19 protein-coding genes are annotated in these 22,922 nt (G+C 73.0%); 7 read left to right on the forward strand and 12 right to left on the reverse strand.

The window, feature by feature from the left end; all coding sequences use genetic code 11:
• Positions 1 to 69: 69 nt before the first annotated feature.
• From ITJ40_RS06165 to ITJ40_RS06180, 4 genes are all read right to left on the reverse strand, one after another.
• On the reverse strand, positions 70 to 873 hold the full coding sequence (locus tag ITJ40_RS06165) for a signal peptidase I (RefSeq protein WP_228511836.1): 804 nt from the start codon (positions 871 to 873) through the stop codon (positions 70 to 72).
• Positions 870 to 1,772 (reverse strand): hypothetical protein, encoded by a 903-nt coding sequence (locus ITJ40_RS06170; RefSeq protein WP_194666216.1) that lies wholly within the window; start codon positions 1,770 to 1,772, stop codon positions 870 to 872. Before ITJ40_RS06170 ends, ITJ40_RS06165 begins: the two co-directional genes overlap by 4 nt.
• Entirely contained in the window at positions 1,769 to 2,404 is a 636-nt protein-coding gene (locus ITJ40_RS06175) for a TasA family protein (protein ID WP_194666217.1), read from the reverse strand. Before ITJ40_RS06175 ends, ITJ40_RS06170 begins: the two co-directional genes overlap by 4 nt.
• 110 nt (positions 2,405 to 2,514) lie before the next feature.
• On the reverse strand, positions 2,515 to 3,060 hold the full coding sequence (locus ITJ40_RS06180; RefSeq protein WP_194666218.1) for an alternate-type signal peptide domain-containing protein: 546 nt from the start codon (positions 3,058 to 3,060) through the stop codon (positions 2,515 to 2,517).
• Between the two features lie 357 nt (positions 3,061 to 3,417).
• Between ITJ40_RS06180 and ITJ40_RS06185 the strand changes: the two genes are divergently transcribed.
• From ITJ40_RS06185 to ITJ40_RS06200, 4 genes are all read left to right on the forward strand, one after another.
• On the forward strand, positions 3,418 to 5,064 hold the full coding sequence (locus tag ITJ40_RS06185) for a cell wall metabolism sensor histidine kinase WalK (RefSeq protein ID WP_194666219.1): 1,647 nt from the start codon (positions 3,418 to 3,420) through the stop codon (positions 5,062 to 5,064).
• Between the two features lie 136 nt (positions 5,065 to 5,200).
• On the forward strand, positions 5,201 to 7,030 hold the full coding sequence (locus tag ITJ40_RS06190) for a BCCT family transporter (protein WP_194666962.1): 1,830 nt from the start codon (positions 5,201 to 5,203) through the stop codon (positions 7,028 to 7,030).
• A gap of 130 nt (positions 7,031 to 7,160) precedes the next feature.
• Positions 7,161 to 8,177, forward strand: coding sequence for a diacylglycerol kinase family protein (locus tag ITJ40_RS06195; protein WP_194666220.1), 1,017 nt, complete (start codon positions 7,161 to 7,163; stop codon positions 8,175 to 8,177).
• 55 nt (positions 8,178 to 8,232) lie between these two features.
• Positions 8,233 to 9,402 (forward strand): AAA family ATPase, encoded by a 1,170-nt coding sequence (locus tag ITJ40_RS06200; RefSeq protein WP_194666221.1) that lies wholly within the window; start codon positions 8,233 to 8,235, stop codon positions 9,400 to 9,402.
• A gap of 120 nt (positions 9,403 to 9,522) precedes the next feature.
• Here the strand turns inward: ITJ40_RS06200 and ITJ40_RS06205 are convergent, their stop codons facing one another.
• From ITJ40_RS06205 to ITJ40_RS06215, 3 genes are all read right to left on the reverse strand, one after another.
• Positions 9,523 to 10,620 (reverse strand): acyl-CoA desaturase, encoded by a 1,098-nt coding sequence (locus ITJ40_RS06205; RefSeq protein WP_194666222.1) that lies wholly within the window; start codon positions 10,618 to 10,620, stop codon positions 9,523 to 9,525.
• Positions 10,621 to 10,854: 234 nt separating this feature from the next.
• Entirely contained in the window at positions 10,855 to 11,898 is a 1,044-nt protein-coding gene (locus tag ITJ40_RS06210; RefSeq protein WP_194666223.1) for an NAD(P)-dependent alcohol dehydrogenase, read from the reverse strand.
• Entirely contained in the window at positions 11,895 to 12,686 is a 792-nt protein-coding gene (locus ITJ40_RS06215; protein WP_228511838.1) for a hypothetical protein, read from the reverse strand. Before ITJ40_RS06215 ends, ITJ40_RS06210 begins: the two co-directional genes overlap by 4 nt.
• 141 nt (positions 12,687 to 12,827) lie before the next feature.
• Here ITJ40_RS06215 and ITJ40_RS06220 point away from each other — a divergent pair, with 141 nt between their 5' ends.
• Positions 12,828 to 13,469 carry a DinB family protein gene (locus ITJ40_RS06220; protein WP_194666224.1) on the forward strand — a complete coding sequence of 214 codons (642 nt, stop codon included), beginning with the start codon at positions 12,828 to 12,830 and terminating at the stop codon, positions 13,467 to 13,469.
• A gap of 27 nt (positions 13,470 to 13,496) precedes the next feature.
• Here ITJ40_RS06220 and ITJ40_RS06225 read toward each other — a convergent pair whose 3' ends face one another.
• The 5 genes from ITJ40_RS06225 to ITJ40_RS06245 all read right to left on the reverse strand — a co-directional run bounded on the left by ITJ40_RS06225 (position 13,497) and on the right by ITJ40_RS06245 (position 21,371).
• Complete coding sequence (locus ITJ40_RS06225) at positions 13,497 to 16,523, reverse strand: glycoside hydrolase family 38 C-terminal domain-containing protein (RefSeq protein ID WP_194666225.1); 3,027 nt, start codon at positions 16,521 to 16,523, stop codon at positions 13,497 to 13,499.
• Positions 16,524 to 16,644: 121 nt separating this feature from the next.
• On the reverse strand, positions 16,645 to 17,553 hold the full coding sequence (locus ITJ40_RS06230; protein WP_370532000.1) for a carbohydrate ABC transporter permease: 909 nt from the start codon (positions 17,551 to 17,553) through the stop codon (positions 16,645 to 16,647).
• Positions 17,554 to 17,555: 2 nt separating this feature from the next.
• On the reverse strand, positions 17,556 to 18,554 hold the full coding sequence (locus ITJ40_RS06235) for a carbohydrate ABC transporter permease (RefSeq protein ID WP_194666226.1): 999 nt from the start codon (positions 18,552 to 18,554) through the stop codon (positions 17,556 to 17,558).
• A 3-nt stretch (positions 18,555 to 18,557) separates the two neighbouring features.
• A complete protein-coding gene (locus tag ITJ40_RS06240) occupies positions 18,558 to 19,949 on the reverse strand; it encodes an extracellular solute-binding protein (RefSeq protein ID WP_194666227.1) in 1,392 nt (463 codons plus the stop codon).
• Positions 19,950 to 20,105: 156 nt separating this feature from the next.
• A complete protein-coding gene (locus ITJ40_RS06245; protein ID WP_194666228.1) occupies positions 20,106 to 21,371 on the reverse strand; it encodes an ROK family protein in 1,266 nt (421 codons plus the stop codon).
• Positions 21,372 to 21,543: 172 nt separating this feature from the next.
• Between ITJ40_RS06245 and ITJ40_RS06250 the strand changes: the two genes are divergently transcribed.
• Positions 21,544 to 22,623 (forward strand): iron-containing redox enzyme family protein, encoded by a 1,080-nt coding sequence (locus tag ITJ40_RS06250; protein WP_194666229.1) that lies wholly within the window; start codon positions 21,544 to 21,546, stop codon positions 22,621 to 22,623.
• Positions 22,620 to 22,895: a CDGSH iron-sulfur domain-containing protein gene (locus ITJ40_RS06255; protein WP_194666230.1), complete on the forward strand. Its 276-nt coding sequence runs from the start codon at positions 22,620 to 22,622 to the stop codon at positions 22,893 to 22,895. The genes ITJ40_RS06250 and ITJ40_RS06255 overlap by 4 nt, the downstream gene beginning before the upstream one ends.
• The last annotated feature ends 27 nt before the right edge of the window (positions 22,896 to 22,922 follow it).

The raw sequence follows: 22,922 nt of genomic DNA on the forward strand, positions 1-22,922 counted from the left end.
CCTCGCGGGGAGCGGCCGGGCCGTCGTCGTCCGTGCTGGGGCGGATCGCCCGCCGGGTCGGACCGGCGGTCAGCCGCGGTGGCGCCCGCGTCGGCGTCGGGCATCTGCGGACGGCGGGACGCCGTCGACACCCGGGTGCGAGGGGTCCGCGCGGGCGGCCTCGGCGACGCCCTCGGCCATCGCGTCGGAGTGCACGTGGTCGCCCTCGGCCACGACGTCCGCCGCGGCCGAGGCGGTGCGCCGGCGTCGGGTCTGCACCGCGCCCGTGATGATCGTGACCGCGGCGTAGCAGAGCAGCGCGACCGCCGCCGCCGGGATGATCCAGCTGCGGGCCTGCCCGTTCACGGCCTGGTTCGCCCAGCCGACGAGCGGCACCGAGTACCAGACCTCGCCCTGGATCTGTCCCGGCGTCACGGGCAGCGAGTCGGGCGAGGCGTTGTTGTCGCCCTGGAAGGTGAAGGAGCGCGTGCCGTCCGAGGCGGACGCGATGGCGGTGATCCGGTGCGTGATGACCGCGGGGTCGCCCGAGCGGATCTGGTACGTCGCGACGTCGCCGATCTCCAGCGTGTCCGGATCCACGGGCCGCACCACGATGAGCGTCCCCGGCGGGAGCGTCGGCTCCATCGACTGCGTGAGGATCGTCAGCGGCACGGATCCCGACACCTTCGGCACCACGAGCAGCACGGCCGCGAGCCCGATGACGAGCAGCAGGATCCCGACGCTGAGCCCCACGGCCGCCGAGCGGGCGAGCTGCCGGACGCCGCCGCGGGGCCGGGTGCCGGCCTCGAGCTCGACGGGGGCGAGGTCGTCCGCGGGGCGCCCGAGGGCGTCGCCGTGCCGTGCGCGGCGGGGGAGGAGGCGGGTCATGGTCATGAGCAGCGGAAGCCGCGCGCGCCGCTCTGCTGGAAGGCGACGACCGTGCCGTTCGCGACTTGGCGCACCTTCGCGCCGTTGCCGTCGAGGAGGTCGACGGAGACGGGCACCGTGCCGTCGGCCGCGAGCGTGGACGGCACCTGGTCGCGCGTGATGGCGGCCTTGCCGTACGAGCCCTGCGACGTGGCGATGCGCGTGCCGTTGACCATCACGCCGTAGTTCGAGGAGGAGGGCGCGACCGAGGTGTCCCAGGCGACGAAGACGTACCAGTTCCCGTCGGTGGGCTCGCATCGGAACCCACCCGTGACGGCGGGCCCCGGGGTCGTCTGCGTCGCGGTCGCGGTGTCGCGGCCGGTCCAGCTGCCGGATCCCAGCACGGTCGTGAGCGTGGCCGTGACGGAGGCGGATCCCGACGGGAACGCGGTCGCGGTGGTGCGCACGCACCAGGTGACCGCGGCGCCCGCGGACAGCGTGCCGGAGAGGGTGGGCGGGACCACCCAGTTGGCGGTGGAGGCGTCCGGCCCGACGGCCGTGGAGGCCGTGCAGCCGGATCCGACGGCGGTCCAGGCGACGACGCGCACGTTGCGCGCGAAGTACTGGTCGTTCGTCGTGGAGGTGGGCGCCGTCATGGTGCCGGTCCAGGCGGCGCGGGTGGATCCCGTGTTCGTGACGACGACGGCCGCGGTGCGGCTGGGGCTCTTCGAGGTGAGCTCGCCCGCGAGACGGTCGAAGCCGGTCTCCGTCACGGCGACGGTGGCGCTCGCGACGTTCGTCCTCGTGGAGGTCGTCGACGCCCAGAGCGCGTGGCCGGCGGTGGCGCCGATCCCGACGAGGAGCACGGTGAGGCCCACGAGGAGCGCCGCGTGCGCGCGTCCGAGGCGACGCCGGGTGCGGCTCACGGCTGCACCTGGGTGCCGACGAGCGTGAACGCGAGCTGCGCGGTGGAGCCCTGGACGGACTGCGGCGCGTCCTTGTCGAGCACGACCTCGGTGCAGACGACCGACGAGGCGCCGGGCTGGATGCGGACGAACCCGGAGGGCGTGTGCAGCTGGCCGGGACGGCCGGAGAAGGTCGTGGCGCCGTGCACGCAGTCGGCCGTCGTCGCGACGGGTCCGAGGCGCAGCGACAGCTCGCCCGGGAAGGCCGAGTTCGACGAGGTGCCTTGCGTGGAGATGGCCACGTCCAAGGCTACCGTGCCGGTGTTCTTCGCGGTGAAGGCGCCGACGGTGCCGTCGCCGGGGAGCAGCTGCGTCACGTCGAGGGCGGACTGCTGGGTGATGACGAGTCCGCTGGATCCGCTCGTGACGCCGGACGGGGCGGCCTTCGCGGTTCCGTTCCAGAGGGCGTAGCTGCCGCCGGTGGCGGCGAGGGAGGCGACGACGACCGCGGCGAGGAGGCCGGTGGTGAGCCAGGCGGCGCGGAGGGGGCTGCGTCGCGCGGGCTGCGCCGAGCGGCGGCCGCGGGCGGGACGCGCCGAGGAGGAGCGACGGCCATGAGCGGGACGGGGGGCGGGTGCCTGCCTCGTGCTCATGTCGTGTCGCTCCGGTTCGTGTCGGGTGGTTCGTGATGCGGGTCGTGCGGGGGATGCGGTGGAGCCCCCTCCCCGCGGGCGACGTCACCGCGGGGAGGGGAGACGCGGGACTAGATCGCGCGCTGCGTGAGCGTGAAGGCGAGCTTGTCGAAGGAGAGCGAGCCGTTCTGGCCGGTCGTCGCGGTGGAGGGGAAGGTCACCGTGAGGACGACGTTCACCTTGGAGGCGGCCGTCGAGGGCTTGACCGTGAAGGTGTTCGCGGCGCTGGCGGGGGTGATGCTGGCGTCGGTCGAGGTGACGTCGAGCTTCGTGGTGATGGCCGCCTTGAGCGCCGGGTCGCCGGTGATGGAGACGGGGTTGTAGGTGAGGTCCGCGGCGAGCGAGTCGCCGGTCGCCGTGACGGTCAGCGCGCTCGTGTACTGGAGCACGTTGCCCGGGACGATGCGGTAGGTGGCGGGGTCGATGACCTTGCTGCCGCCGTTGGTGATGTCGGTCCAGACGCCCGCGGTGTCGGCCGCGATGGCCAGGTTGCCGGAGGAGACGCTGGAGGCCGCGACGGTGGCGTTGGCGTTCCACAGCGCGAAGCTGCCGGCGCCGCCGAGGAGGAGGACGATTCCCGCTGCACCTGCGACGGCACCGGAGACGATCTTGTTCATGGGGTTTCCTGTTCTTCGCGCGGTGTGCCGCGCATGCTCGTGGGGAGGCGGCGGGTGGGTGTCCCGCCGGTCGTCTCCGGTCCTGCTTCGGCGCCTCAGCGGCGCTCCCGCGGTGTCGTCCCGGTGTTCCTTCGACATGCATCACTCTGACGGAGCGGTCTCAAGCCACCCGCTGGGGATCCGCAAGTCCCCCCGAGCTTTCCCGCAAGCCCGACCCGGCATCGGCTCAAGGGCCCAGGCGGCTGTCCGAGGACGACCCGGCCGGAGCCGCACCGGGGCGCCAGCGGGGCTGCGCGGGCCGCCCGGTCTAGGCTCGTTCCACGGCGTCCCCCGACGGCGGATGGAGGAGGAGCAGGCATGACCCCTCCGCACCTCGCCTCCCGGTGGTCCGCGGACGACCGGCGTCGGCGCGGATCCACCCGCGCGCAGATCCCCTTCCTCCTCAGCTGCGCCGTGGTCGCCGTCATCGTCGCCCTGGTCGAGCCGGCCGTCGAGCGCGACCCCTTCTATGCGACGGCCATCGGCATGGTGCTGGTCGGCTCCGTGCTGGCCGTCGTGGTCGCGTCCACCCGGATGCCGTCGGTCGTCCTCATCGCCGTGCCCGCGCTCGACCTGCTCGCGGTGGCGTTCATCCGCGACGCGACGGTCGTCTCCCTGCCCGCCGCGTCGCTGCTCGTGATCTTCCCCCTCCTCTGGCTCGTGTTCGGCTTCCCGTCGGGCGGCGTCCCCGTGGCCGTCGCGGGCGCGCTCGCGATCACCGTCTTCCCCGTCCTCCGCGACGGCGGCCTCCCCGCGACGAGCGCCGGCTGGGCCGACCTCGTCGGCGGTCTCCTCCTCACCGCCCTGCTGGTCGCGGCGGCGGCCCAGGCCGCGGTCACGCAGCGCCGGGACCAGCGCGAGCTCGCGGAGGCCACCGAGGCCCAGGCGCGGCTCCTCGCCGAGTCACGCGAGCAGACCGCGACCATCCGGGACGTCGCGGATGCCGTCGACGTGGGCATCGTCTTCTTCGACGCCGACGACCGGCCCGTGATCCGCAACGCGGCGGTCCGCACGCTGCTCGAGATCGCGGGCTACGACCACGAGACGGGCATGGCGACCTCCGTCTACGGATCCGACCGCGTCACGCCCGTCGCCCGCGAGGGCAAGGTCCTGCTCGAGGCCGTCTACGCCGACAAGGTGCACGGCCCCGTCTACTGGGTGGGGGAGCCCGGCAACCAGCGCGCCCTCGTGCTCTCCGTCCGGCCGATCGGCCGCCGCCCCGGCCAGCTGGCGGGCACGGTGCTCGGCGCCTACGACGTCACCGACCTCGCCCAGGCCGTGCAGGTGCGCGACGAGTTCCTTGCGACGGTCTCGCACGAGCTGCGGACGCCGCTCACCAGCATCGTCGGCTACCTCGACCTCCTCGACGAGCTGCACGATCCCGTGGAGCTGGGCATCCAGGAGGAGCTCACGGTGATCCAGCGGAACGTGGCGCAGCTGTCGAGCATCATCGGCTCGCTCCTCGAGGGCGCCGACCACGCGCCGGCCCTCCGTCGCGGACCCGTCGACCTGACGGCCCTGGTCGACGCCGTCGTGCGGCCGGCCGCCGTGCGCGCGGCCGAGCGCGGACTGGTGCTCGAGGCGCGGCTCGAGCCCGGCATCACCCTGGACGGCGACGCGGACCGGCTGACGCAGGTCGTCGAGGCGCTCGTCGCCAACGCGCTCCTCTTCACGCCGTCCGGCCGGATCGACGTCGTCCTCGCCGGAGAGGGGGACGACGCCGTGATCTCCGTGGTCGACACGGGCGTCGGCCTCAGCGAGGAGGACCAGCGCCACGTCTTCGACCGCTTCTTCCGCGCGCAGTCCGCCCGGGACGGCGCCGTCCCCGGGATCGGGCTCGGCCTCTCGATCGCCGAGCGGACCGTCATGGCGCACGGCGGGCACGTGCGCATCGCGAGCCGCCTCGGCCACGGGACGCGCGTGGTCGCGACCGTCCCGCGGGCCCGCGACGAGGCCGACTCCTAGCCCTCCCCATAGCCGATGGCAAGGCCGACGGGCGAATCGGCAGAATCCGGGCCCGCCGCCTAGACTCGGCCGGTCGCTCGCGGGACCCCTGCGGGCGACGCCCATGAACACGAGCCCACAGGAGCCCATCCCCTCCATGAACTCCACGCGCACGTCCGCAGAACGCCTCCTCGACCGTCTGGTCCCGAAGCGCAGATCGGGTCCCGGCGGGACCCGGCCGCCGCGCCGCGACCACTCCGACCACCGTCTCCTCGAGGCCAGGTTCACCGGGTCCGTCGACCTGTACGAGCCCGAGCACCCGAAGATCGACCGCCTCGTCTTCGGCGTCACGGCCGTCCTCGCGGTCGGCTTCGTCGTCTGGGGCATCGTGAGCACCGACGGCCTCGCGACGATCTCCGGCACCGCGCAGAGCTGGGTCATCAACCAGACCGGCTGGCTGTTCGTGCTGGCCGCGAGCTTCTTCGTCATCTTCGTGATCTGGCTGGCCGCGAGCCGCTACGGACGCATCAAGCTGGGCGCCGACGACGAGAAGCCGCAGTTCAAGACGGTCTCGTGGATCGCGATGATGTTCAGCGCGGGCATGGGCATCGGCCTGATGTTCTTCGGCGCGGCCGAGCCGCTCAGCTTCTTCGTCACCCCGCCGCCCGGCACCACGCAGCCGGAGTCGGAGGCGGCGATCCGCACCGCCATGGCCACCGCGATGTTCCACTGGGGCCTGCACCCGTGGGCGATCTACGCGGTCGCCGGCATCGCCATCGGCTACGGAACGTTCCGCAAGGGACGCAAGCAGCTCTTCTCCTCCATCTTCCAGCCGCTGCTCGGCACGAAGCGCACGGAGGGCTGGGCCGGCCGCGTCATCGACATGCTCGCGATCTTCGCCACGCTCTTCGGCTCGGCGGCCTCGCTCGGCATCGGCGCGACGCAGATCGGCGCGGGCCTGGAGTTCAACGGCTGGGTGGACGAGGCCACGGCACCGCTGCTCATCGGCATCATCGTCGTGCTCACGATCGCGTTCATCTTCTCGGCCGTCTCGGGCATCGCCCGCGGCATCCAGTGGCTGTCGAACATCAACATGGTGCTGGCCGTCGTGCTGGCGGTGTTCGTGTTCGTCGTCGGCCCGACGCTCCTCATCCTGAACCTCATCCCCGCCACGCTCGGCGCGTACCTCGGCGACATGACCGAGATGGCGTCGCGCACCGCGGCGACCGGCGGCGACGAGATGAGCGCCTGGCTCTCCAGCTGGACCGTCTTCTACTGGGCCTGGTGGATCTCGTGGACGCCGTTCGTCGGCATGTTCATCGCGCGCATCAGCCGCGGCCGCACCATCCGCGAGTTCGTCGTCGGCGTGCTCCTCGCGCCCAGCATCGTGGCCCTCATCTGGTTCTCGATCTTCGGCGGATCCGCCATCCACGCGCAGCAGACCGACGGCGACATGACCGTCGACGGCGCCGTGGTCAGCGACAACACGCTGTTCCAGCTGCTCAACCACTACCCGCTGGCCAGCGTCAGCACCGTCCTCGTGATGGTGCTCGTGGCGATCTTCTTCGTCTCGGGCGCCGACTCGGCGTCGATCGTGATGGGGACGCTGTCGCAGCGCGGCGCGCTCCACCCGAGCCGCAAGGTCGTCATCTTCTGGGGCGTCGTGATGGGCGCGGTCGCGGCCATCATGCTCGCCATCGGCGGGGGCGGCACGGAGGCCCTCACCGGCCTGCAGAACCTCACGGTCGTGGCCTCGCTGCCGTTCGTGATCGTGATGCTCGTGGCCTGCTACGCGCTCTGGAAGGAGCTGCGCACGGATCCGCTCATCGTGCGCCGCCAGGTCGCGGTCGAGATGATGCGCGACGCCGTCGTCAACGGCGTCGAGCAGCACGGCGACCACTTCCAGCTCTCGGTCGACCCCGTCGAGCCGGACGAGACGGAGGTCCGCGAGCCCCTCGGCGACGAGGACGAGGCCCGGCGCTCCTGACGACCGGATCCCGATGACGATGCCGACCCGCGCCCCGCGCACGGGTCGGCATCGTCGTCTCCCGGACACCGGGAGCACGCGGGGGCTCCCGGACCCCTCGCCGGCCGCCCGCGTCGGTAGGGTGACCATGATGACGACCTCCACCCCCGCCTCCGCACCATCGCCCGCGCCCACCGACGGGTCGGGCCGCCGGGCCGCCATCGTCTACAACCCCATCAAGGTCGACCTCCCGTCGCTGCGGACCAAGGTCGCGCACGCGGCGGGCTCGGCCGGCTGGCAGGAGACCCTCTGGTTCGAGACCAGCGAGGACGACCCGGGCAAGGGCGCCGCAGAGGAGGCCCTGTCGCACGACGTCGACATGGTCATCGCGGCCGGCGGCGACGGCACGGTCCGTGCGGTCGCCGAGGGGATGTCGGGATCCGGCGTCTCGCTCGGCCTGCTGCCCTCCGGCACCGGCAACCTGCTGGCCCGCAACCTCAAGCTCACCCTCAACGACGTCGAGCACTCCCTGGAGGCCGCGTTCTCCGGGCACGACCGCACCGTCGACCTCGCGTCGATCGAGATCCTCCGCGAGGACGAGTCCCGCGACAAGCACGTGTTCGTCGTCATGGCGGGCGTCGGCATCGACGCGAAGATGCTCGCGAACACCGACTCGGAGCTGAAGAAGCGGGTCGGCTGGCTCGCCTACGTCGACGCGATCTTCAAGGCCCTGCGCGACCGCGACCAGCTCCGCCTGCGCTACCGCCTCGACGGCCGCAGCGTGCACCGCCGCCGCGCGCACACGCTCATCGTCGGCAACTGCGGATCGCTGCCCGCCAACATCCTGCTGCTGCCGGACGCCGCGGTCGACGACGGCATCCTCGACGTCGTGCTCATGCGCCCCGAGGGCCTGTTCGGCTGGATCCAGATCTGGGTCAAGGTCGCGTGGGAGAACGGCGTCGTCCGCCGCACCGCCGCGGGCCGCCGCCTGATGGGCCCGGAGAAGGAGGTGCGCGCGCTCGAGTACCGCACCGCCGAGGAGGTCGTGGTCCGTCTCGAGAAGGAGGAGGACATCGAGCTCGACGGCGATCCCTTCGGCCGCGCCATCGGCTTCAAGATCCAGGTCCTCCCCGGCGGCCTGACCGTCCGGGTGCCGCAGGACTCCTGATCCCCGTCGGTCGGCCGCGCAGGCGCGTGTCGGCGGTGCGTGGGAGGGTCGCGGCATGATCCGCACCCTCGCCGTCTCCGGCTACCGGTCCGTCCGCGACCTGGCGCTGCCGCTCACCGGTCTAGACGTCGTCACGGGCGTCAACGGCAGCGGCAAGTCGAACGTGTACCGGGCGCTCCGCCTCATCGCCGAGATGGCGCAGGGCGGGGCCGTCGGGGCGCTCGCCCGCGAGGGCGGGCTCGAGGCCGTGCTCTGGGCCGGGCCCGAGGGGCTCAGCAGGGCGATGCGCGATGGCGACCACGAGGTGCAGGGCACCAAGCGGAAGGACCCGATCGCCCTCCGGCTCGGCTTCGCGGGCGACGAGCTCGGCTACCTCGTCGACCTCGGCATCCCGCAGCGGGACCCGCGTGCCAGCATGTTCGCCCGCGATCCGGAGATCAAGCGCGAGCTGCTGTTCAGCGGGCCCGTCGCGCGTCCCCGCTCGCTCGTGCTGGAGCGCCGCTGGCAGGACGTGCGCGTCCGCGACGAGGCCGGCGAGTGGATGCACGTGCCGGCGCTGGTGCCGCCGCACCTCAGCGTCCTCAGCGAGGTGGCCGACGCGGTCACCAGCCCGGAGTCGATGATCCTGCGGCGGCGCATGAGCGGCTGGCGCTTCTACGACCACCTCCGCACCGACGTCGATGCGCCCGCCCGTCGGCCACGCGTCGGCACGCGCACGCCCGTCCTCGCGAGCGACGGCTCGGACCTCGCGGCCGCCGTGCAGACCATCCGGGAGTGGGGGGACGGCGACGCGCTCGACGCGCTCGTCGACCGCGCGTTCCCCGGGTCGACCATCGTGGTCCGCTCCCAGGACGGCGTCCTGTCGCTCGGGCTGCGGCAGCCGGGCATCCTGCGCGTGCTCGACGCCGCCGAGCTCTCCGACGGCACGCTGCGGATGCTCATGCTCACGGCGGCCCTGCTCACCACGGAGCCGCCCGAGCTCATGGTGCTGAACGAGCCGGAGACGAGCCTGCACCGGGATCTGCTCCCCGCCCTGGGCGAGCTCATCGCGGCCGCGTCGCAGCACGTGCAGATCCTGGTGGTCACGCATGCGCCGGGTCTGGCCGCGGCCGTGTCCGAGCACGCCGAGGCGGGCGAGCTCGTGCTGGAGAAGCCGCTCGGCGAGACCGTGCTGCGGGGCCAGGGTCTCCTCAGCGCCCCGTCGTGGGACTGGGGCAGGCGCTAGCCCGCGACGTACCGGGGCACGCGGGAGCCCGCGACAGGCGGCCCGCACGACGACGCCTCCCGGTCGCGGCCCGGGTGGGCGGCGCGAGCGGGAGGCGTCGGGTCGTGCGGAGAGCCCGGATCAGCGTCCGAAGGCCGCCGATGCGGGGCAGTCGAACGGGTCGCCTCCGGCTGAGAGGCCCACGCGGTTGAGGTACGCGATGACGATGCCGTACGAGGCCAGCAGCGTGGTCTCCGTGTACGGGATGTTGTGCGTCGCGCAGTACTCCTTCGCGATGATCTGCGCCTTCTTCAGCGCCGGGCGCGGCATGTTCGGGAAGAGGTGGTGCTCGATCTGGTAGTTGAGGCCGCCCATGTAGAGGTCGGTCAGCCACGTGCTCTTGATGTTGCGCGAGGTGAGCACCTGGCGTCGGAGGAAGTCGACCTTCGAGTCCTTCGGCAGCACGGGCATGCCCTTGTGGTTCGGGGCGAACGAGGCGCCCATGTAGACGCCGAAGACCGCGAGCTGGACGCCGACGAACGCGAACGCCATGCCGAGGGGGAGGAAGAAGAAGACGACCGCGAGGTACGCGATGATGCGCGTGGAGAGCATCGAGATCTCGAGCCAGCGCTTGTCGACCTTGCCGCGGCCGAAGACGGTGCGGAAGCCGTGCACGTGCAGGTTGAGGCCCTCGAACATGAGGATGGGGAAGAACGCGTAGCCCTGGTGGCGGGTGAACCAGCCGTAGACGCCCTTCGCGCGGGCGGCGTCCTCGGTGGTGAAGGAGATGACGTCGCGCTCGATGTCCGGGTCCTTGCCCATGACGTTGGGGTTGGCGTGGTGGCGCGAGTGCTTGGTCATCCACCAGGAGTAGCTGATGCCGACGAAGAGGTTGGCGAGCGTGCGGCCCGCGATGTCGTTGGCCTTGCCGGACTCGAACACCTGGCGGTGCGAGGCCTCGTGGGCGAGGAAGGCGAACTGGGTGAAGATGATGCCGAGGCCCGCGGCGATGAGGAGCTGGAACCAGCTGTCGCCGAGGAGCACGAAGCCGACGCCGAGGCCCACCAGGGCGGCGGTGATGCCGGCGAACATGAGCACGTAGAAGCCGACGCGGCGGTTGAGGAGACCGGCGTCGCGGACGGTGTTGAGGAGTCCCGAGTACTCGGTGGTGGGGTTGGCCCCGCCTCCGCGCTTGGGTCGGGTCAGCACGATCCGGGGGGCTGCGGTGGTGTCAGTCATGGTCAGCTCGTTCGTCCGTGGCCTCTCGGCCAGGTGGAGCGGAACGCCTCGGCGGGCCGCTGTCTGTCGTCGTCACACGGGGATGCGACGCGGCGCCGGGTTCTGGGGCAACCACGGCCCAGCCTGTCATGGCGCCGGCGCCATCGCACCAGGGATACTCACAGCGCGGACGGCGTGTCGCTGTCGACGACGCACATCGCCCCGAGAAGCCGCGGGTTACGAGCTGCTGGGGAGCTACGGGACGATGACCGCGCGACCCCGCACGGTGCCCGCCGCGAGCGCGGCGTAGGCGTCCGGCCCGTCCTCCAGCGCGTACCGCTGCGTCTCGACGGTCACCTGGCCGGAGCGCGCGAGGTCGAGCACCTCGATCAGCTCGGAGCGGCTGCCCCAGTAGGGGATCCGCACGGCGGCGTCGAACGCGATGGTCCCGAAGCCGACCTCGACCGTTCCGCCGCCGATGCCGACGATCGTCACGTCGCCCGCGGGCTCGACCACGTGGAGGGCCGTCGCCATGGTCGGGTCCGCGCCCACGAAGTCGAAGACGGCCTGCACGCCGCGGCCCCCGGTGATCGCGCGGATGCCGGCGGCGGCGTCCCGGTCGCTGATCACCGTGTGGTGCGCGCCGACGTGGCGGGCGAGCTCGAGCTTCTCCTCGTTCACGTCGAGGGCGATCACGGTGGCGCCGCTGAGGGCGCGGAGGATCTGGATCCCTACGTGTCCGAGCCCTCCCGTGCCGATGACGACGGCGAAGGTGCCCGCGCCGAGCTTCGGCAGGGACGTCTTGATGGCGTGGTACGGGGTGAGGCCGGCGTCGGTGAGGGAGACGTTGGCGACGGGGTCGAGGTCGCCGAGCGGCACGAGGTGGCGCGGGTCGTCGACGATCATGTACTCGGCCATGGCGCCGGGGGCACCGAGCCCGGGAGGCTGGATGCCCTCGGCGGCGGCGTTGGCGCAGTAGTTCTCGCGGCCCTCGGCGCACGCGTGGCAGCGGCCGCAGCCCCACGGGCCGTAGACCGCGACGGCGTCGCCGACGGCGAGGTGCTCGACGCCCGCGCCCAGCTCCTCGACGACGCCGGCGCCCTCGTGGCCGAGCGTGAGGGGGAGGGGGTAGCCGGCGGCGCGGTACTCCTCTTCCGAGAGGCCCATCACGTACTCGTCCGAGTGGCACACGCCGGCGGCCGTGACGCGGAGGAGGACCTGACCGGGCCCGGGGACGGGCTTCTCGATCTCGACGACCTCGGGGTGGGATCCGATGCGGGTGTACTGGAGCGCCTTCATCCCACCAGGGTATTACCCGGGTGGGGGAAACCGCTGGACGCCGGGGTCAGGGCAGCCCGCTGCCGTGCGGCGGATCGACGGAAGGGGGCCTGCGTGCGCTCCGCCTCCGGGAGGGCGAGCTCCGCGTCGGCGGCGTCGCGGAGGAGGGCCATCGCACCTGCTGCTCGCGCCTGCACGACGAGGGTCGAGGCCGACATCACCGCATAGAAGGGCACGAGGAGCATCTGGATGACGGCCATCCCGGCGGACAGCAGGACAGGGGTCGCGACGAGCAGCGCGACGAGCAGGATCGCGGACACCGGCACGCCCACCGCGCTGGAGGCGATGGCGCGACGGGACTCGACGGCCACTCGCGCCGCCGTGCCCGGCGCGAGTGCGACGCGGCCCCGACGGTCGACGGACCGCTCCAGGAGCGCGGCGTCCCTCCAGTGCGGGTGGGCGCCGGTGGCGGAGCCGATGCGACGCGAGGCGCGCGCCAGCCACGCGGTGAGGGGGATCGCGCCCGCGAGGGCACCGAGCACGATGCCGAGGGCTGCCGCGACGGCGGTCTCGTCGACGTCCGCGTCATCCGCGTCGAGGAGGAGGGAGCGGAGCAGCAGGGCCGTGCCGACGCCGACCACCAGAGCGCCGCAGAGGGCCAGCCCGCGGCGCCTCGGCGTGACGACCTCGATGATCCATCCGGCGAACGCGCGACCGCCTGCCGCGAGCAGCTCGCGCGTGCCATGGCCCGGATCCGCATCCGCGGGCGCCGCCGGGGGGTGATGGACGGTCGTGTCGTCGGTGGTCATGCTGCCCTCTCGTCGGGCATCTGCCCTCGTCCATCCTCCCGGGCATCCGGGCCGGGCCCGTCCGGGAGATGACCCCCGTCCAGGTGGCGGAGAGCGCATCGGGTCTGGACGCACGTCGGGCACGCCTGGGAGGCTCGCGGCATGACCGCAGCGCAGCCCTCCTCCGCGATCCCGTCCCATCGCGGCGACGACGCCGTGCGCGACGACCTCATCCGCCACCTCCGCCTCGCGCGGGAGGCCCTCGTCTGGAAGCTCGACGGCCTCGGCGAGCACGACGTGCGGCGCCCGCTCGTGCCCACGGGATCCAACCTGCTGGGACTCGTGAAGCACGCGGCGGGCGTGGAGGCCGGCTACCTCGGGTTCGTCTTCGGCCGGCCGTTCCCCGAGCAGCTGCCGTGGATGGAGGAGGACGCGCCGCCGAACGCCGACATGCGCGCGACGGCGGACGAGTCGCGCGCCGACATCCTGGGCCTCTCCGCGCGCGTCGGCGCGCACTCCGAGGCGACCCTGCTGGCGTTGCCGCTCGACACCGTGGGTCGCGTGCCGTGGTGGCCGGGGGAGGCCGGGATCGTGACGGTGCAGCGGATCGCGGTGCACCTCATCGCCGAGCTCAACCGGCACGCGGGGCACGCGGACATCCTGCGCGAGCTCGTCGACGGAGCCGCGGGGCTGCGCGTCGAGAACGGCAACCTGCCCGACGGCGACGCCGCGTTCTGGAGGGCCGAGCACGCGGAGGCCGCGCGCATCGCGCGCGAGGCGGCGGGGCTGCCCGCGGTCGACTGACCCGGCGCCCCGCCGCGTGCCGCTCGATCAGCGCCGCCCGAACCGCAGGGTCGCGATCTCGAACGGCCGCAGCGTCAGCTCGACGCCGTCGACCGACGCCTGCGCGTCCTGGCCGTCCAGGGGCCGCTCGAGCAGGTCGGTGCGGACCGCGTCGCCGAGGCCGGCTGCCGCATCCACCCGCACGACCGCCCGCTCCCTGCCGCCGCGGGCCTCGTAGATCCGCACGACGACGTCGCCCGAGCGGTCCTCGGCGAACTTGACCGCCTCGATCACGACGGCGGCGTTCGAGGAGGTGACGAGCGGCGCGACGCCGTGGTCGCCCCGGATCTCGCGCACCGGGAGGTTGAGCCGGTAGCCCGCGTCGGCGGCGTCGAGCACGTCCGGCGCGACGCGCACCGCGGAGCGGAGGACGTGCCGGCCCTGGTCGGCGTGCGGGTCGGGGAACACGGGCGCGCGCAGGAGGGACTGGCGCACGAGGGTCGCGCTGCCGCCGTCCGGGCGGGGGATCCGCGTCACGTCGTGCCCGTACGTCGCGTCGTTCGCGACGGCGACCCCGAAGCCCGGTTCGCCCACGTGCACCCAGCGGTGCGCGACCGTCTCGAAGCGCGCGGTCTCCCACGACGTGTTCGCGTGGGTGACGCGCTGCACGTGCCCGAACTGCACCTCGGATGCGGCGCGGTCGGCGTGCACGTCGAGCGGGAAGGCCAGCTTGAGGAGCTTCTGCCGCTCGTGCCAGTCGACGTCGGTGACCACCTGCAGCTCCGGCTCGCCGGCCGGCAGCGTCCACGTCTGCGTGACGCGCGAGGCGCCGAACTCCCGCTCGACCACGAGGGCCGCGCCGTCGATCCGGATCGATGCGACGTCGGTGAGGTCGGTGCGGTTGCGGCGGTAGGCGTCGTCGATGTCCCACGCGTCCCACTGGTTCGGGGTGTCGCGGAACAGCTGCAGGAGGCCGAGGCGCTGGCCGGGGGCGACGAGATCGCGACCGGATGCGGCGTCGACGAGCGAGGAGACCGTGCCGTCGGCAGCGAACCGCGCGCGCACGAGGCCGTTGTCGAGGAGCCAGCCGTCGCCGTCCGCGACCGGCGCGGGGGAGCCGGGCGCGGGATCCACGACCGAGGCCGCCAGCGCGCCGACGCCCTCCGCGTCCACGGGGGCCGCGTTGAACGCGATGCGCCGGTCGCCGGATCCCGCGAGCGCGCCCTGCGCCTGGGCGACGAGCTCCCGCAGCCGGCCCTGCACGCGGGCGTGCTCGCGCTCGGCCTCCTGGTGCACCCAGGCGATGGAGGTGCCCGGCAGGATGTCGTGGAACTGGAGTAGCAGCACCGTGCGCCAGAGCGCGTCGAGCTCGTCGTGCGGGTACGCGACGAGGTCGCGGACGGCCGCGGTCGCGAGCCACAGCTCGGCCTCCCGCAGCAGATGCTCGCTGCGCCGGTTGCCCTGCTTGGTGCGCGCCTGCGACGTGTAGGTGCCGCGGTGGAACTCGAGGTACATCTCGCCCGACCACACGTGCGGATCCCGGATCTCGGCCTTCGCGGCGTCGAAGAACGCCAGCGGCGTGCCGAGCTCCACGCGCGGCGACCCCTCGAGGTCGCGCGTGCGGTGCGCCGCCGCGACCATCTCGCGGGTCGGCCCGCCGCCGCCGTCGCCCCAGCCGAACGGGACGATGGACGCGTTGTGCACGGCCTTCTCGGCGTGCTGCCGCTCGGCGCGCGCGAGGTCCTCGCCGGAGAGGTCGGAGTTGTAGGAGTCCACCGGCGGGAAGTGCGTGAAGACCCGGCTGCCGTCGATGCCCTCCCAGAGGAAGGTGTGGTGCGGCATCGTGTTGGTCTCGTTCCACGACTGCTTCTGCGTGAAGAAGTACTCCGCGCCCGCGCCCCGCACGATCTGCGGCAGCGCGCCCGTGTAGCCGAACGAGTCGGGCAGCCACACCTCGCGGGCGTCGATGCCGAACTCCTCGAGGAAGAAGCGCTTGCCCTGCACGAGCTGGCGCACCAGCGCCTCGCCGCCCGGCATGTTCGTGTCCGACTCGACCCACATGCCGCCGACGGGCACGAAGCGGCCCTCGGCCACGCGCTGGCGGAGCCGCTCGAAGAGCTCCGGGTGGTCCTCCTTCAGCCACGCGTACTGCTGGGCGCTGGAGGCGGCGAACACGAAGTCGGGATCCTCGTCCATGAGCGCGAGCACGTTCGAGAACGTGCGCGCGACCTTCCGGCGCGTCTCGCGCACGGGCCAGAGCCAGGCGGAGTCGATGTGCGCGTGGCCGACCGCGGTGACCCGGTGGGCGCTCGCGTGGGCGGGCGCGGCCAGCACGGCCTCGAGCGCCCTCCGGCCGGCGGCGGCGGTGCCGGCGACGTCGTCGGGATCCACCGCGTCGCACATGCGCTCGAGGGCCGCGAGGATCTCCGCGCGCCGCGACGACGCCGGATCCAGCTGGCCCATGAGCCCCTGCAGCGTCCAGACGTCGCGGTCGAGCTCCCAGACGGCGAGGTCGCGCCAGGCGAGGTCCAGGGTGCGGAGCGCGTAGATGGGGTCGTCGCCCGCGGTCGCCGGATCGCCGAGCGGCGTCTCGCCGTGGAAGGAGTCGCCGCCGATGTCGGGGTTCGATGCCGCCTCGATCCAGAGGTCGATGTGCGTGCCCGGCGCGGTACCGGCACCGACGCCCACGAGCGGCACGTAGCCGTTGTACGGCTCGATGGCCTTGACGACGCTGCCGTCCGGCCGGTGCACGAGCCCCTCGGCCTGGAACCCGGGCTGGCGGTCGCTGAAGCCGAGGTCGACGAGCACCTCGAGCGCGGTCCCCTCGGCGTCGGCGTCCTCCGGCACGGTCCCGGTGACGTGGAACCACGTGGTGCCCCACGCCCGGCTCCACGGCGTGCCGACCGCGAACGGCCGGTAGTCCTGGCGCACGGCCTCCGCGAACGGCACCGGCTCGCCGGGCGCGTCCCACGCCTCGATCGCGAGCGGGATCCGGCGACGGTGGATGTTCGGGGTGAGGCGGTCGCGGACGAACCGCTCGATGCGGGCCTCGGCGAGCGCGGTGGTGGGGGGCATGGTCGTCTCCAGTCGGTGGCGCGGCGGACCGCGGGCGGGTGTCTCCCGCGTGCGCCGCGCGGGCGTCGGCGTCCGCGCGGCGGGTGGTGCGGTGGTGGTGGTGCGGGGATGCGCGGGCGAGTCAGCCCTTCACGGCGCCGGCGAGCGCGTTCGACCCGCCGAGCGTGCGCGAGACGAGCACGTACAGCGCGATGACGGGCACCGAGTAGACGAGCGAGAACGCCGCGAGCTGTCCGTACGCCACGCTGCCGTACTGGCCGAAGAAGTTGAAGATGCTCACGGCGGCCGGCTGCTTGTCCGGGCTCAGCAGCAGGATGAACGGCACGAAGAAGTTCCCCCACGCCTGGATGAACACGAAGATGAACACCACCGCGATCCCCGGCCGCATGAGCGGGACGACGATGTGGGTGAGCGTGCGCATCATCGACGCGCCGTCCGTCCAGGCCGCCTCCTCGAGGGAGATCGGCACGGAGTCCATGAAGTTCTTCGCCATCCAGATCGCCATCGGCAGGCTCGTGGCGGCGAGGAAGAAGACCGTGCCGCCGATCGAGTCGATGAGGTCGAGCGAGACGAAGAGGCTGTAGACGGGCACCATCATCGCGGTGATGGGCAGGCACGTGCCGAACAGGATCCCGTAGAGGAAGGGCTTGGTGATCCGCATCCGGTACCGCGACAGCGGGTAGGCCGCGAGGATCGCGACCACCACCGTCACGATCGCGCAGCCGCCCGAGAGCACGAGGCTGTTCATCAGCGGGATGAACGAGATCTCCGGCGTGAGCACGGCCTGGAAGTTCTCCAGCGTGAACTCGCTCGGCACCTTCGCCGACAGTGTCGCGGACGGATCGAAGGCCGCGAGCAGGAGCCACACGAGCGGCACGGCGAAGCACAGGGCGACGAGCACCAGGACGCCGTTCGCCACGGCGCGCATCACGCGGCCGCTCGGCGAGGTCATGCGGGAGCCCGGCGGCCGACCCGACCGCCTCGCGCGGGCGGGCCGCGTGGTCGTCGGCGTCATCGTGGTCACGGCCATGGTCAGTCCACCTCCGGGCGGAGCGCCCTGATGTAGATCACGCTGAACACGGCTCCGACGAGGAGCATGATCGTCGCGATCGCGGTGCCGAAGCCCAGCTGCGAGAACTGGAACGCCTCCTGGTAGGCGAGGATCGGCAGGGTCGAGCTGGAAGTGCCGGGGCCGCCGCCCGTCATGACGAAGATGAGGGTGAAGACCGACAGCGTCTGCAGCGTGGTGAGCATCAGGTTCGTCGAGATGCTGCGGCGGATCACCGGCAGCGTGATGAAGACGAGCCGCTGCCATCCGGTCGCGCCGTCCACCTCGGCCGACTCGGTGATCTCCGGCGGCACCTCCTGCACGGCCGCCGCGTAGACGAGCATCGAGAAGGCGGATCCGCGCCACACGTTCGCGAGGATCACCGACAGCAGCGGCAGCCCGTAGAGCCAGTTCGCGCCCGGGATGCCGAACCAGCCGAGGATCGTGTTGAGCGTGCCCGTGTCGTTGAAGAACGCGTAGGCGGCGAACGCGGCCACGATCTCCGGCAGCACCCACGCGGCGATGACGAAGGTGCCGACGATTGCCCGGATGACCCGGTTGCCCTGCCGCATGAGGAGCGCGAGCCCGAGGCCGACGACGTTCTGCCCGACGACCGCCGAGAAGAAGACGAACGCGAGCGTGAGGAGCACCGACTTCGGGAAGTCGGGATCCGCGAAGAGCGCCGTGTAGTTGTCGAAGCCGATGAACTGCGCACCGCCGGCGGCGTACCCGGTGAGGGACGCGTCCGTGAAGGAGCCGTAGAGGCTCGCGATCACGGGGCCGAGGAGGAACAGCGCGAGCAGGACCATCGAGGGCAGCAGCGGGATGGTGCGCGCGCCGGTGCGGAGCGCGCGGGCGCGGGCCCGGCCCGGCCGGACCGGCGACGGACCAGCCGAGCCCGGGCCCGACCCCGCCGCGCCCCGCCGGTCGGCGCTCCGCACGTCGGCGTTGGGGCCGACCGGCACGGGGGCGATGGTGGACACGCGTCAGCCCTTCGCCTTCTGCGTCCCGTCGTCGCCGACGATGCCGACGACGGCCTGGTCGTACGCGGCCGCGGCCTCGGCGGGTGACTGCTGGCCGGTCATCACCGACTCCATCGCCACGGTGATCGCGTTGGAGATGCGGCTGTAGTCGGTGGTCGCCGGGCGGAAGTGCGTGTCGTCGACGAGGGAGGAGAAGAACGCGAACGTCGGGTTGGAGGCGACGTACTCCGGATCCTCGGCGACGTCGCTGCGGACCGCGATCTGGCTGGCCGCGATGTCGTACGACTTCGAGCCGTCCTTGTCGAGCGCGTCGGCGATGAACTCGAACGCCTTGTCGGGGGCTTTCGTCTTGGCGCCGACCGCGAGGGTCCAGCCGCCCGACATGCTCACGGCGCCGGGGGCCTGGCCGTCCTGCGTGGGCATGGGCGCCTGGCCCATCACGTCGCTCCACTCGGGCCACGGGTTGGTGCCCGTGTCGAGCCAGGTGCCGCTGAGCCACGAGCCGTCGAGGTCGATGGCGAGCTTGCCCTGCGGGATCCACTGGCCGGCGACGATGGTGCCGATGTTGGTGTCGAGCGCCTCCTCGGGCTTCGGGCCGATGCCGCCCTGGTAGACGTCGCGGATGAAGCCGAGCGAGTCCTCGAAGCCCTGCGAGCCCGTGATCCACTTGCTCGTCGCATCGTCGTAGAGGGTGCCGGTGGGGGTGCCGTAGTGCAGCATCTCGAAGCCCTGCATGGTCGCGCCCTCGCCCTGGGGCTTGCCCGAGTAGACGTTGAGGGGGATCACGTCCGGCATCTTCTGCTTGATGGTCTTCGCCGCGTCGAGCACGTCGTCCCAGGTCTTCGGCTCCCACGGGACCGGGAGGCCGGCCTTCTGGAAGAGGTCCTTGTTGTACCAGAGGGCGCGCGTGTCGGTGCCCATCGGGATCCCGTAGACCTTGCCGTCCTCGCCGACGCCCGCCTGCTTGGCGGAGTCGTAGAACTTCGACCAGTCGTCCCACTTCGCGACCTGGTCGTCGAGGGGGAGGAGGTAGCCGGCGGCCGCGTCGGACTTCACCTTGAACGTGTCCTCGTACATCACGTCCGGGGCGGTGGAGGCCGAGCGGTTCATCAGCGCGAGCTTGGTGAAGTAGTCGTCGTTCTGCGCCGCGATGGGCACGAACTCGACCTTCATGCCGGGGTTCGCGGCTTCGAAGGTCGTCGCGGTCTCCTTCATGTGGTCGTCCATCTGGGTGAAGGTCCCGAACTTCTGGTACGCGACCCTGAGGGTCTTCCCGTCGCCTCCGCCGCCCGCGCCGCCCGAGCAGCCGGTGGCGAGGAGGAGGGCGGCGACGGACGCCGCCGTGATCTGGAGGATGCGGGCTCGTGTCCTCGGGTGGGTCCGGCGGTTCGTCATGGTGCTCCCTTGCTCCACTGGCTCGGACGGTCGGCGTCCTCGCCGCCCGTCGAGGGTTAGCCAAACGTATGGACTAATCCATGTCAAGACATCCTGGTCACGATCCGGCGGCGGGCAGGGCGGGGCCGCGAGCGTCCGGGCGCCGGCCGCCGGTCGCTAGCCGCGGATGAGCATCGCCGACGGGCGCGGCGAGAAGGCGTTGTCGAGCACGAGGCACGCGGCGCCCACGGCGGCGACGTCCTCGCCGATGGCCGACTCGACCACCCGGACGGGGTGCTTCGCGATGAGCGCGGGGGACCGCCGCACCTCCTCCGGCAGCGTCTCCAGCACGAGGCGCGCGATCGGGTGCCAGAAGGGGCCCCCGCAGACCACCTCGTCGAGGTCGAGCAGGTTCACCTGGATCACGACGGCGCGCGCCAGGTGCCGGGCCGCCGCCTCCACGATCCGGCGGGCGGGCCCGTCCTCCGCGTCCGCGCGCGCCGCGAGCGCGTGGAAGGCCTCGCCGATCAGCCGCATGTCGACCGCGTCGCCGCTCGCCGCCGCCTCCGCGAGCGCCGCGTCGGACACGTCGCCCGCGCCGAGCACGCCCCCCTCGACGGCCTGCCGCACGAGCGCGTGCGGGGTGATGAGCTCGCCCACGCAGCCGACGCGCCCGCACGTGCAGCGCCGGCCGCGCGACGCGACCATGATGTGGCCGGAGTCCCCGGCGTTCGAGCTCGCGCCGCGGACGGGCTCGCCGCCCAGCACGAGGCCGGTGCCGAAGCCCGTGCCGTAGTAGACGAACGCGAGGTGGCGGCGATCCCCGGGGCCGAACCACAGCTCCGCGACGGCGGCCGCGGTCACATCCTTCTCCAGGAGCACCGGCAGGCCGGTCGCGGTGCTGAGGGCCGAGCGCAGCGGCACGTGGCGCCAGCGGGGGAGCATCGGCGGATCCAGCACGAGGCCCGCGCCCACGTCGATGGGCCCCGGCGCGGCGAGCCCCACGCCGAGCACGGCCTGACGGTCGACCCCCGCGTCGGCGATGAGCCCGTCGACGAGCCGGGCCACGAGCGCCACCACCTCGTCGGGGCGGGACGCCGAGGGCGTCGGGCTGCTCGCGTGCCGGATCACCGTGCCCTCCAGGTCGAGCAGCACCGAGGTGATGACCGCGGGATCCACGTGGACGCCCACCGCGAAGCGGCCGTCGGCCACGAGGTGCAGGAGCGTACGGGGCTTGCCGGGCCCGCGGATCACGGTGCCGCCCTCGCGCACGAGCCCCTCGTCGACGAGGCGGCGCGCGACGTTGGTGACGGTCTGCGCGCTGAGGCCCGTGCGCTCGGCGATCTCGGAGCGGCTGGCGCCCTCGGCCGCGCGGCGCACCGCGTCGAGCACCACCGTGCGGTTGTAGCCGCCGATGGCGGGCAGGTTGGTGCCGCGTCGCATGGGCACCTCCTCGCACCGGCCGTCGCCCGCCGGGCGCGGGCCTCTTCGCAGTATCCCGGATGCGCGCACGGCGGTCGCGCCGCGCCCGTCGCCCGAGCCAGGCCTTACCGCTGCCCGGGGGAGACGGCGACACGCCCGGCCGTGCCCGCTCGGGCCGGAGCAGGCTGGACCCATGACCGATCTGCTCGCGACCGCCCACGAAGCGGCTCGCACCCTCCCGTCGCCCCTCCCCGCCGCGCGCGGCCCGCTCAGCAAGGCCCTCCTCGCCGACCTCGCCGGGGGATCCTCCGCCCCCGATCTCGCGGCGCTCGCCGCCGAGGCGCTCGCCGCGACGGACGATGTCGTCCGGGACGACGACGTCCAGCTGGCCCTCTTCTGCCTCTACGAGCTGCACCACGCGGGCCTCGAGGGCGTCGACGACGACCGCGAGTGGGACCCGCGGCTCATCGCCGTGCGCGGGATCCTCGAGCGCGCGTTCGAGGCCGCCCTCCGCGAGCGCGTCCCCGTCCCCGAGCGCCCCGAGCCGACGGCGGCGGGCGTCGCGGCGGCCCTGTTCGCGCTCACCTCGGCCGACTCCGGGCCGTCCCTCTCGCGGTTCGTCGCGCGGAAGGCCACCATCGAGCAGCTCCGCGAGTTCCTCGTGCATCGGTCGATCTACACGCTCGGCGAGGCCGACCCGCACTCCTGGGCGATCCCGCGCCTGCGGGGTCGCGCCAAGGCCGCGCTCGTGGAGATCCAGGCCGACGAGTACGGCGGCGGCCGGCCCGAGCGCGTCCACGCGACGATCTTCGGCGCGACCCTCCGCGGCACGGGCCTCGACGACCGCTACGGCGCCTACCTCGACGACGTGCCCGCGATCACGCTCGCGTCCTCCAACGCGATGTCGCTGTTCGGCCTGCACCGGCGCCTCCGCGGCGCCATCGTCGGCCACCTCGCCGCGTTCGAGATGACCTCGAGCGTGCCGAGCCGCCTGTACGCGAGCGGGATCCGCCGCCTCGGCTTCGGCGACGACGTCGCCTGGTACTACGACGAGCACGTCGAGGCCGACGCGGTGCACGAGCAGATCGCGGCGCACGACCTCGCCGGTGGGCTCGTGGAGTCGGAGCCCGAGCTCCTCGACGACGTCCTGTTCGGCGCGGCCGCGTGCCTCGAGGTCGAGGGCTGGGTCGGCGCGCACGTGCTGGCCAGCTGGCAGGCGGGCCGGTCGTCGCTGCGCGCGGGTTCGACGGCCGCCGTCGTGGACGCGGCGTGAGCGCGCCGTCGGCGGGCGACTCCGCGGAGCCCGCCCCCGCATCCGCCCGCCCGGCCGGACCCGAGCCGGCGCGGATCATCGCCTACCCCGACGGACCGCTCCTCGTCCGCGGCGACTTCGAGATCGTGGATCCCGCCGGCCGCCCGGTGCCGCGCACACGGAGCACCGTCGCGCTCTGCCGCTGCGGCGTCTCGTCGATCAAGCCCTACTGCGACGGCACGCACCGGCTGGTCGGCTTCCGCACGGATCCGCCCGCACCCGCCGCGGAGTAGGGCCGCGCGGACGCCGGCGTCCGAGGG

This window comes from Clavibacter sp. VKM Ac-2872, from assembly GCF_015351105.1.
In the GTDB taxonomy this organism is placed as follows: Bacteria; Actinomycetota; Actinomycetes; order Actinomycetales; family Microbacteriaceae; genus Clavibacter.